Origin of the sequence: Bradyrhizobium sp. WSM1253 (assembly GCF_000244935.1) — a bacterium.
Taxonomy (GTDB): Bacteria; Pseudomonadota; Alphaproteobacteria; order Rhizobiales; family Xanthobacteraceae; genus Bradyrhizobium; species Bradyrhizobium canariense.
Window position 1 is genome coordinate 3,138,615 of sequence record NZ_JH600073.1, and the last position, 10,650, is coordinate 3,149,264.

A 10,650-nucleotide genomic window follows, 5' to 3' on the forward strand; every position below is an offset into this window, starting at 1 on the left:
CTCGTGTCCCTAGCTCGTCTCAAGCTTGCGAACGGTGACCTTGCTGCCTTCTGCCAGCGTGACCGCAGGATTGAGCACGACCTGATCGCCGGGCTGCACGCCGTCGCGCACTTCCACCGTGGTGCCGAAATCCCTGGAGATCGAGACCTGCTGTAAGTGGACCGTGCCGTTCCGCACGACCGCGACGTGGAGGCCATTCTGATCGAAGACGAGCGCGTCGGACGGGATCGTCATTGATGGCGTCTTGCGCGGTATCGATAACTCGACGGTGCAATAGATGCCGGGACTGAGCAGACCATCTGGATTGGGCACGTCGATCTCGGTCAGCAGCGTTCGGCTCCCCGGCTGCAGCGCGGTTGCGATCCGCGTGACCTTGCCCGCAAACGTCCGCCCCGGAATCTCGGGAACGCGGATGTCCGCATCGACGCCCGGGGCAACTCCGAAAGCCTCGTCCTGCGGTACGAAGACCTGAGTTCGGACCACATCGGAATGCATCATCGTGAACATGAAGGTGGAGCCGGCTTGCACCAAGCTGCCATTGTCCACGTTCCGCTGCGTGACCACGCCATCGAACGGCGCCACCACACGCTGGTAGGACTTCTCTTGCTGGAGAACGCGAATCTGCGCCTCCTGCGCCGTGATGTTCGACTGGGCGACGCCCACAGCCCCCTGCTGCGCGCGCAGGGTGAGACGGTCGTTGTCGCCCTGCTGTGCCGTTAACCAGCCTTGCTTGACAAGATTGCTGTCGCGCGAGTTGGTGACGTCGGCCAGCTCCCGGCTGGCTTGCGCCTGCTGAAGCGCAGCCTGGTCCTGGGCGAGCGTCGCCTGCGCCTGCGCGATCTGCTGATCCAGCTCGGGAGCGGTGATTTCCGCGAGGAGATCGCCCTTCTTCACGCGATCGCCGATATCGACGTGGCGCTTCTCGATGTAGCCGCTGGTCCGCGCGAAGATGTTGGCCGCCTCGAATGCAGTCGTCGTCGCTGGCAGGCTGACCTTCATGATGTCGCCGCTGGGCTTGACCGTCGCCACCCGAATTTCCGGAATGTTGGTCCGAACCTGTTCGGCCACGGCGGCCACCTGACGCGCAACCTCGTAGTGCCGCCAGCCGCCGATGCCGAGACCGCCCGCAAGCAGCAGGAGCAGGCTTCCGCCCAGCAGCGCCCCACCATAAGGGCGTCCGGATCGTGCGCCCTTGCTCGGCAGCTCCACAACCCGGAGGTTTTCCGCCCCGGGGCGATCTCTCGCACCGTCGTCATCGGTTCTTGCGCGAACGTCGCTCATTCCGGTTGCTCCTCAAATACGCCGTGCCGAGGCTTGCCATCGTTGCTCTTGCGCAGCATGGCGAAGAGATACGGCACGATCAGCAGGGTGGTCGGGGTTGCGAACAGCAGCCCGCCGATGACCGCCCGCGCGAGCGCCGCGTTCTGCTCCTCGCCCGGACCGCCGATCGCCATCGGGATCATGCCCACGATCATCGCGGCCGCGGTCATCAGGACGGGCCGGATCCTCGTACGGCCTGCGCTCAGCGCCGCCTGGAACGCGGAATGCCCCTTCAACTGCTCGTCACGCGCGAAGGTCACGAGCAGGATGGAATTTGCCGAGGCAACGCCGATCGCCATGATGGCTCCCATCAGCGATGGCACGTTCAGCGTCGTCCCGGTAATGAACAGCATCGTCACGATGCCGCAAAATGTCGCCGGCAGCGCCAGGATGACGACGAAGGGATCGCCAAAATTCTGATAGTTCACGACCATCAGCAGGTAGACCAGGATAGCGGCGAACAGCAGTCCCATCCCGAGATCGCGGAACGACTGATGCATGCTCTGGATCTGTCCCAGAACCTGGATCGAATTGCCTGGCTGGAGCTGCTTCTGCAGGGCTGACGTCACCTTCTCGATATCGGCCGCTACGCTGCCGAGATCGCGGCCCTGGACACTCGCATAGACGTCGAACACCGGCTGGACATTGGCCTGGTTCGAATTGGTGGGAACGGTCCCCCGCTTGAACGTCGCGACATTGCTGAGCAAGCCCGGCACCGTCTGACCGCTTGCGGCAGCCGAGGCCGACACTGGCGTGTTGCCCAAGGCGTTCAGCGAATCAGCCCTGTATTCGGGTGTCTGCACCGCAAGGTAATAGGGGATGCCTGACGTCGGGTCCGTCCAGAAATTCGGCGAGACCTGCGCGGACGAGCTGAGGCTGACATTGATATTGGTCGCCACCGTGCTCGCATTGAGGCCGAGCTGTGCGGCGCGGGTGCGGTCGATGTCGGCGTAGAACGCGGGAGCATCGACCTCCTGCTGCAGATGCGCATCGACCACGCCGGGGATCGCCGCGAGGCTCTTCTGCAGCTCCTTGGCCACGGCCAGATTGTTGCTGCCGTAACCGACCGTGCGGACATCGATCTGCGCGGGAAGCCCGAAGTTCAGGATCTGCGTGACGATATCGGCCGCCTGGAAATAAAAGGTGTCCTCCGGGAACGCCGCTGGCAGCACCTGCCGCAACTTCCTGACGTAATCCGCCGTCGGCTTGTGCCCATCCTTCAGCGATACCAGAATGGTGCCGTCATTCACTCCGATCGTCGAGCCGTCGGTGAATGCGAGATTGTAGGCCCGCGCCGGAAGACCGATATTGTCGACGATCAACGCCCGGTCGCCTTCCGGAATGACCTCGCGGACCTTGTCCTCGACCGCCTGAAAGATCGCTTCCGTACGCTCGATCCGCGTACCCGCTGGCGCGCGAACATGGAGCTGGATCTGGCCGCCGTCGATGACGGGATAAAAATCCCTGCCGACATAGGCGAACATGGTGGCTCCGAGCGCCAGCACAAGCACGGCGACGACGGGCACGACGGCACGACGCCGCAACAACTTTTGCAGGAGATCGGAATAGCCCTCGCGCAGGTGCTCGAACCCGCGCTCGAACGCAGCGGAGGCGCGCGCAAAGATGCCTGACGGGCGCGCGCTCTCGCCATGACGCCGTTCGCCCTTCAGCAGCAGGCCGATGGTGATCGGCGTGAGCGTTCGCGACAGCCCGTAGGACGCCAACATCGCGAACACCACCGCCAGGCCGAGCGGCGTGAAGAGGTATTTGGCCGGGCCCTCCAGGAACACGACCGAGGTGAACACGCAACTGATCGCGAGCGTCGAGACCAGCGTCGGGATGGCGATTTCAGCGGCTCCGTGCAGGGTCGCCTCGGGCAACGGCATGCCTTCCTCGGTCCAGAGCCGGTGCGTGTTCTCGATCGTCACCGTCGAATCGTCGACGAGGATACCGACCGCGAGGGCGAGCCCGCCGAGCGTCATTGTGTTGAGGGTCTCGCCGAGGAAATACAGCACGATCAGCGAAGACAGCATCGCCAGCGGGATCGAGATCAGGACGACCAGCGTCGACCGCCACGATCCCAGAAACACCAAGATCATCAGCGCGGTCAGGCCGGCGGCGATCGCACCTTCGCGCAGCACGCCATTGACCGAATGGGTCACGAATATCGACTGGTCGAACAGCTCGTTGATCTTCAGCCCCGCCGGAGCCGCCGCGCGGATAGACGTCAACGCCGCCTTGACGCCGTTGACGACAGCGAGCGTGGAGGCATTTCCGTTCTTGATGATGCTGAGCAGGACGGCGCGGTGGCCGTCCTCGCGCACGATGTTCTGCTGGACCTGGGCCCCGTCGCGGACCTGGGCGACGTCCTTCAGGAAGATCGTGGCCCCGTTCACGAACTTGACGGGGATCATGTTGAGATCCTGGATCGTGGCTGGCGTCGCATTGGTTCGAACGGTGTACTGGGTGTCGCCGATCTTGGTCGTGCCGGTCGGCAGCGTCAGGTTCTGGGTGTTCACCGCATTGACGATGTCGAGCGGCGTCAATCCGCGCGACAGGAGCTTGTTCGGATCGATGTCGACCATGATCTGGCGGTATTTGCCGCCGGCAGGCGTGGGCAGGGTCACGCCCGGAACCGGAGCCAGCTGCTGGCGGACGCGGTAAATGCCGAAATCGTAGAGCTGCTGCTCGTTCAGGCTGTTCGACTGGAGACTGAGCTGGAGCACCGGGACGCTCGAGGCATTGAACTGCACGATGATCGGCGGCTGGATCCCCGGCGGCATCAGGGCGCGGATGGCATTGGTCCCCGAGACGATCTGCGAGATCGCGAGATCGAGATTGACGTCCGGCTGGAAGTAGATTTTCTGAATCGAGAGGCCGTTGAGGGTCTGCGCTTCGATATTCTTGATGCCACTGACATTGGCGCTGATCGAATACTGGCTGTAGGTGCTGACGCGCTGCTCCATCTCCGGCGTGGACAGGCCGGTGTAGCTCCAGATCACGGTGACCACGGGGATCCGGATCTCCGGGAAAATATCCGTCGGCATCGACCGGATTGCGATCCCGCCGAGGAACAGGATCAGCGCAGCAAGCACATAGAATGTGTGCGGAAGCCGTAGCGCGAAGCGAACAATTCCCATGGGGGTCTGCCTGGAGGGAGTTACGCGGGATCGTCGGACAGATGAGAGCGGCCGGACCTGCGTTCAAATGAAAACGAATTCAGACGCTGCATGCGGTGCCCCGTGGCGCATCCTGCACGGCAAGCATCACGGCGCGCTTGACCTTGGCAAAGGCGCGCATCTCGATCTGCCTGACACGTTCGCTGGATATGGAGAGTTCGTGGGCCAGCCGATCGAGCGTGACGGGGCATTCCGTCAGCCGCCGCGCCTCGAAGACGCGACGTTCCCGCGCCGCAAGCCCACCGAGCGCAACACGCAAGGCGCTGGCACGCCGCTCGGTCTGCTCGTGATCGACCAGCACCGTCTCGGCGTCGCCCGCCCCGTCGACCAGCAAGGCTTCCAGCTCGGTTCCGCTGTCCTCGCCACCGATGCGCACGTTCAGCGACATGTCGCCATGCAGCCGCGCGTCCATCTCGATCACCTCACGCGCGGTGACCTCGAGCCTCCCGGCGATCAGTTCGGCAACGTCAGGCGTGAGCCCCGACATCGCGCTGCCGGTGGCTTTCCTGATCTCGCCGCGGAGCTTGAAAAACAGCTTCTTCTGCGCGGCCGTCGTGCCGATCTTGACGAGGGACCAGGACCGCAGGATGTATTCGTGAATGGCGGCCTTGATCCACCAGACCGCATAGGTGGAGAAGCGCGCGCCGCGGCCGGGTTCGAAGCGTGACGCTGCGATTACGAGGCCCAGATTAGCCTCGGCAATCAGATCGACCATCGGAAGGCCGTATCCCTTGTAGCCTCGCGCCAGCCTGGCCGCGAGCCGGAGATGGCTGGTGACGAGCGCGTCTGCTGCGCTTCGGTCCCTCGTCTGCTGCCAGCGGCGTGCAAGCTGCTGCTCCTGACCGGGCTCAAGGAAGTCGTAGCGCCCGATGGCCGCGGAATACGCGCTGAGGAACGGCGCCGACACCGGTGCGACCGGCGTCGCAGGGGGATTGATCCTCATCACTTCGTGGCTAGTCTGCATCTGTCGCTCCCGCACTCCAGGCCGGCTGATCAATCTCGAAAGCATCGTGGACCATGTGGCTCATCCCATCTGGTCTGCGTCTGCGCGCAGCAATGTCCGCGACCGGCGCGTGGCGGCCTTGCCCATCCGTCCGGTCCAGGCAAGGATCTCGATCCGTCCACCAGGGGCGGGACCGACGATCAGCCGAAAGTCGTGCAGCTTGACGATGGCGGCGACCAGGCTCAGTCCGAGGCCGACGCCCGGCGTATGGCGCATCTTGTCGGAGCGATAGAACCGCCGCAGCACCGCCTCGCGTTCCTGCTCGCTGATGCCGGGCCCGGTATCGCTGACGCGCACCAGCGCAGTGTCGTCGTCCGCTTCCAGGGCCAGCTCGACCCGACCGCCTGACGGCGTGAACTTGACGGCATTGTCGACGAGATTGGCGACCGCCTCGAACAGCAGGTCCCGGTCGCCCCACACAAGCACATCGCGCTCGATGACGACACCGAGCCCCACGCGCTTGTCTTCGGCGATGGGTTCGTAGACATCGCACACCTCCCGCAGAATCTCGTCGAGCGCGACCTCGCCAAAGCCGGCCATGCGGCGGTTGTTCTCGATCTCGGTCAGGCGCAGCAGGGCGGTGACGATCGCGAGCGACTGGTCGATGCCGGCAATGGCTTTGTCGATGGTCTCCTGCAGCTCCTCCAGAGTGGCCGCATGGGAGCGCCCGCGCTCCAGCGCCAGGCGGACGCGCGTGAGCGGCGTCCTGAGATCATGGGCGATGTCGTTGCCGACGCCGGCGAGCGCATTGATCATCGCCTCCATCTCGTCGAGCATGCCGTTGACGATCCCGGCCAGCCGCGCGAACGGATCGTCCGTCCCGTCCTGCGGAAGCCGCTCGCGCAGCTCGCCGGCCACGATGCGCTGGACCCGCTGGTTCACCTCCTCGACGCGCCTCTGGGCGCGCAGGCTGAGCCAGGCACCGGCCAGCAGGCAGAGGCTGAAGGCCGGCAGCAGGCCCAGGGCCAGCGCCTGCCCCACCACGCTCGAGATCTCGCGTGTCTCATCGACATTCCGTCCGACCACCAGGACATCGCCGCCGTCGAGGCGCTTGCCAACCACCCTGACGACAGGATTGTGCACCGTCGGCGACTTGATGAGATCGAGGCGCACGCCCTGCACCGCTCCATCGAGCCCGAGCTCGCGCGGCACGTGGTCGATGTTGCCGGCAAGGCGGGTGCCCGCGGCATCGAACAGTCCCGCGTATTGCACGCCCCTGGAATCCTGATCGAGATGATCCGCGATCGCGCTGATGCGATGGGCCGGCGACAGGTCTGAGATGAAGTGAATCTGGGTGGTAATCATGCGATCGGATCGCGCGACCAGATAGTTGTCGAGCTTCCAATAGATGAATGCGAACAGGCCGACCACGAACAGCGCGAAGCCGGCCGCCATGGCCAGGGCCGAAAGGAACGTGCTGGAGCGGATCAGCTGGATCTGACGCATCGCCGGCCCCTATTGCCGCGAACGCAGGACGAAGCCGGAGCCTCGGACGTTGTGGATGAGCGGCACCTCTCCGGGGCCGTCGACCTTGTGACGGAGCCGGCCCATATGCACGTCGATCAGGTTCGTGGTTGCCGGAACGAACTTGTAGTTCCAGACCTCCTCCAGCAGCATCGCACGCGTCAGCACCTGGTCGTTCCGGCGCATCATGTATTCGAGCAGGCGGAATTCGCGCGGCAGCAACTCGAGCCGGCGTTCGCCGCGCCGCGCGGTCCGCTCGATCAGATCGAGCTCGAGCGGTCCGACATGCAGGATGGTTTCGCGGCTGTCGATCGGACGGCGCAGCAACGCCTCTATCCGCGCGACCAGCTCGATGATCGCGAACGGTTTTGTGAGGTAATCATCTCCGCCCATTCGCAATCCGCGCACCCGGTCGTCCACCGCGCCGAGCGCACTCAGGACGAGAACGGGCGTCCTGACCTGGTCGTTGCGAAGTGCCTCGATGACGGTCAGCCCATCCATTCCCGGCAGCATGCGATCGACGATCATGGCATCGGGGCTCGACACGCGCGCGCGGTCGAGGCCGTCGACGCCGTCGGCGGACCAATGCACCTCGAACCCGCGGTCGGCAAGCTCGGCGACAATCGCCTCGGCGGTCTCGGCGTCGTCCTCGATCAGGAGAATCCGGTTCATGACCCTCGCTCCACGTTCCACGCGGCGTCTCGGCGCGCGGTAGGGGCGCGTGGGCTCGGCGACGCGTTGGGTCATGTGCGATGCCCGTGCTCGTCGAACGCGCGGCCTTGATGTCGCCTGTTGCCGGCCACTCGCTGCGGTACGGGATAGGCTTGCGGCGCATGGGGCGCCATTGAATTGCAGTTCATGATGCAGGCTGCGCGTCGCGCCAGCAGCGCCAGTGCAATGCGTGTTGCCAATGTCGTGATCATCTTGTGGGCTCCGCTCCGAACTGCGCTGCATCGAACATATGAGCTCGACGCGCTCGCAGTCGTCCGGGGGACAACGGATGTTATGGATTCGCACGATCGTGGTTGCGACGTCACATCGGCTCACGGGCCGTTGAATTGCGGTGAGCAAATCGTGCATTTGAATCGGGCCCGATCGCGCACACCTCGACGACCAGCCGGCTTGGTCGGCCTGATGTCATCAAAGGAGAGAGCGAATGACCACGTCCAAACTGTTGTCGATGGGACTGATTGCGGCCGCCATGCTCGGCGGCCCCGCCATGGCACGCGAGCATCACCGCCTCGTGCGGCAGCCCGCGATGGAGGCCGACACGGTCGCAACGAGCGCGCCGGTCTATCAGGGCGAACGTGGCTGCGTGCCGGCGCCGCGCGTCGGCGCCTTCGCCACCGCGCCGTGGACCGGCAACAACGTGCCTTGCGAGCCCGGCACCGGCAGCTTCTTCTGATCGCGCCAACGCATCCGGCCGGGTGACTTCGCCGGCCGGACGCGTATCGAATGACAGGGAGCGGACTGATCTCGTCAGCCCGCTCCTTTGCGTGCGTCGCGGCTACGCGCGGCGCAATCACCTTCGTGCGCGGCGCGCACGATGTCTGACCCCAATGTCTGACCTCGAATTCAGTTGGATTGCCGCGCAGCGCTCCTACCTCTCCAGCGTCACACACCCGGCCATCAAGCAGCCTCGCGCGTACCGCGCGGCGCGGAAGCGGGCTTCAGGGATGGCCGGGCTCAACACGAGAGGAGTTTTCCATGAAACGAGTGATCATGATTCTGGCAACAGCGGCGCTCGCCTCGACGCTCGCCATCGGCACGGCCGACGCGCACGGCGGCGGTGGTGGTGGCGGCGGCCACGGCGGATTTGGCGGTGGCGGATTCGGCGGCGGACATGCGGGCTTTGGCGGCGGCGCGCATTTCGGCGGCATGGGGCACGAGGGCGGCTTCGGCGGCGGCGCCCGGTTCGGCGGCGAGCACCTAGGCTTCGGCGATCATGCCGCAACCCGCGGCTTCGGCCAGCACGCGTTTCACCGCGATGGCCGCTTCCGCCCCGGATATGGATTCTACGGCGCCGGTCCGGATTGCTATGATTGGTACGAGCTGCATCCCGGCCAGCCGGTGCCGCTGAGCTGCAGCTAGCCAGTCACGCACTTGTAGCAGCGCTGGTAGGATGGGTAGAGCGAAGCGAAACCCATCATGTTTCATCCGCGCGGAAGCATGATGGGTTTCGCAAGTGCTCTACCCATCCTACGGCCTAACAGGCATAGCTTCGCATCCTCGCGGCGCATTTCGCCCGAGCTTTGCTTGGTCACTCCACCCTCTTGTCCAAGAGGGCGCAGGGAAGGCCGGGTGCCGGCTGGCACCCGCGGTCCGCTGCGCGAAGATGGTGCGCAAAAGAACCGCACAGCAGCATACAGGTGTAGCCAATCACTCGGCCCTCCCTGCGCGATGGTTGGACGGCTTATGCCGTGCTCTCCCGGGAGCCGAGTTCGTTCTGGCCTCCCTCACCCCAGCGAAATTCACCGACACCACGCCGGTTGACGCAGATGCCGCATTCGCCAGGGCTTGACCGTAGCAACGACGGCCAGGACCACACGGTTTTACCGTACGCACGGCCCGCCATTTCACCACCGGTTTCGACGACGTTGTGCACCTTGCCGCCGACCTGATGACGAGACGAAGCCTAGCAGCGCCGCTCGTCGGAACGAAGCCTTGGGCTCACGGAGAGCAATCCGCCCTGCCCCACGCCTCTTGCACCCGAACGCTGCCGCGTCCATCGCAAGCCCGGCTCGCGAACGTGACGACCACAAGATCGCCCCTCAAGAATGAGCCGGGATGGACGACACATACGGTCATTCCGAATTTCGGTAAAGTGGAATATTTTTGTGGGGAGGGGTTGACGGGGTGGCGGGTGTTTTGCCCGACGGGTAGTCCTCCCATAGGTCAAAGCCGCACATGCGAAGCTCGGGGAAATCGTAGCGGGAGACCGCTACGGTGCCAAACCCACTACTGTGGAGGCGCTGTTCGCTTACCGGAGGGCAGCTTAACCCCCGGCCTCGTGCCTTGATAGCCCGCCAGAAGCCGCCGTTCTTACGCGGTCCACGCGCGCCCGCGCATCGATGCAAAAATTCACGATTCCGACCGTATCATTCGGATCACCTCTCCCCCGCGGAGAGAGGTGATCCGAGTCCTCGCCTTGTACCGATTCAAGCGCGTTCATCCGGTCTAGCTCGGAACAGGGGCTTCCGATTCCAGCAGGGACGCGGCCTTGAGATCGCTCCAGAGCGCGGCTGGCACTGTGGTGGTCAGCGCTGCCACGTTGCGCTCGACCTCCTGCGCATTATGCGCCCCGAGGACCACGCTCGCGACTGCGGGATGACCGAGCGCAAAATGTAGAGCGGCCGTCGGCAGCGCTACGTCATGAGCTGCGCAGATACGCTGGATTTCGGCAACCTTCGAAAGGATATGCGGCGGTGCGTCCTGATAATTGTACTTGGCGCCCTTGGTGGCGCCCGTCGCCAGAATTCCCGAATTGAACACGCCGCCGAGCAGCACCGCGATGCCCTGCTTCAGCGCCAGCGGCATGAACTCTTCGAGTGCTGGCTGCTCCAGCAGCGAATAGCGCCCCGCGAGCAGCATCACCTCGAAGGATCCGGCCTGCGCGAAGCGCACGCACATCTCGGCCTCGTTGACGCCGATCCCGATGCCCGCGACCACACCTTCGGAACGAAG

Annotated in this window: 9 protein-coding genes; 2 read left to right on the top strand and 7 right to left on the bottom strand. The window is 64.6% G+C overall.

Annotated features, from left to right (window positions below; all coding sequences use genetic code 11):
• Window positions 1-9: 9 nt before the first annotated feature.
• The 6 genes from BRA1253DRAFT_RS16290 to BRA1253DRAFT_RS44480 form a co-directional block, all read right to left on the bottom strand.
• Window positions 10-1,281 (bottom strand): efflux RND transporter periplasmic adaptor subunit, encoded by a 1,272-nt coding sequence (locus BRA1253DRAFT_RS16290; RefSeq protein WP_007596099.1) that lies wholly within the window; start codon window positions 1,279-1,281, stop codon window positions 10-12.
• Window positions 1,278-4,460, bottom strand: coding sequence for an efflux RND transporter permease subunit (locus tag BRA1253DRAFT_RS16295; RefSeq protein WP_007596100.1), 3,183 nt, complete (start codon window positions 4,458-4,460; stop codon window positions 1,278-1,280). Before BRA1253DRAFT_RS16295 ends, BRA1253DRAFT_RS16290 begins: the two co-directional genes overlap by 4 nt.
• A gap of 79 nt (window positions 4,461-4,539) precedes the next feature.
• Window positions 4,540-5,463 (bottom strand): RNA polymerase sigma factor RpoH, encoded by a 924-nt coding sequence (gene rpoH / locus BRA1253DRAFT_RS16300; RefSeq protein ID WP_007596102.1) that lies wholly within the window; start codon window positions 5,461-5,463, stop codon window positions 4,540-4,542.
• Between the two features lie 60 nt (window positions 5,464-5,523).
• The gene (locus BRA1253DRAFT_RS16305) at window positions 5,524-6,948 is read right to left on the bottom strand and encodes an ATP-binding protein (protein WP_007596103.1); all 1,425 of its coding nucleotides are present in this window, start codon (window positions 6,946-6,948) and stop codon (window positions 5,524-5,526) included.
• A 9-nt stretch (window positions 6,949-6,957) separates the two neighbouring features.
• Window positions 6,958-7,638 (bottom strand): response regulator transcription factor, encoded by a 681-nt coding sequence (locus BRA1253DRAFT_RS16310; RefSeq protein ID WP_035993491.1) that lies wholly within the window; start codon window positions 7,636-7,638, stop codon window positions 6,958-6,960.
• A gap of 71 nt (window positions 7,639-7,709) precedes the next feature.
• Window positions 7,710-7,889, bottom strand: a complete 180-nt coding sequence (locus tag BRA1253DRAFT_RS44480; protein ID WP_007596105.1) for a hypothetical protein — start codon at window positions 7,887-7,889, stop codon at window positions 7,710-7,712.
• Between the two features lie 233 nt (window positions 7,890-8,122).
• On the opposite strand from BRA1253DRAFT_RS44480, the gene BRA1253DRAFT_RS44485 reads away from it, so the two are divergent.
• Both BRA1253DRAFT_RS44485 and BRA1253DRAFT_RS16320 read left to right on the top strand, forming a co-directional pair.
• Window positions 8,123-8,371: a hypothetical protein gene (locus tag BRA1253DRAFT_RS44485; RefSeq protein WP_007596106.1), complete on the top strand. Its 249-nt coding sequence runs from the start codon at window positions 8,123-8,125 to the stop codon at window positions 8,369-8,371.
• A gap of 302 nt (window positions 8,372-8,673) precedes the next feature.
• A complete protein-coding gene (locus BRA1253DRAFT_RS16320; protein WP_007596113.1) occupies window positions 8,674-9,057 on the top strand; it encodes a hypothetical protein in 384 nt (127 codons plus the stop codon).
• A gap of 1,086 nt (window positions 9,058-10,143) precedes the next feature.
• On the opposite strand, the gene BRA1253DRAFT_RS16325 is transcribed toward BRA1253DRAFT_RS16320, so the two are convergent.
• A partial coding sequence (locus tag BRA1253DRAFT_RS16325; protein WP_007596114.1) for an aldo/keto reductase occupies window positions 10,144-10,650 on the bottom strand: 507 nt, incomplete at its 5' end.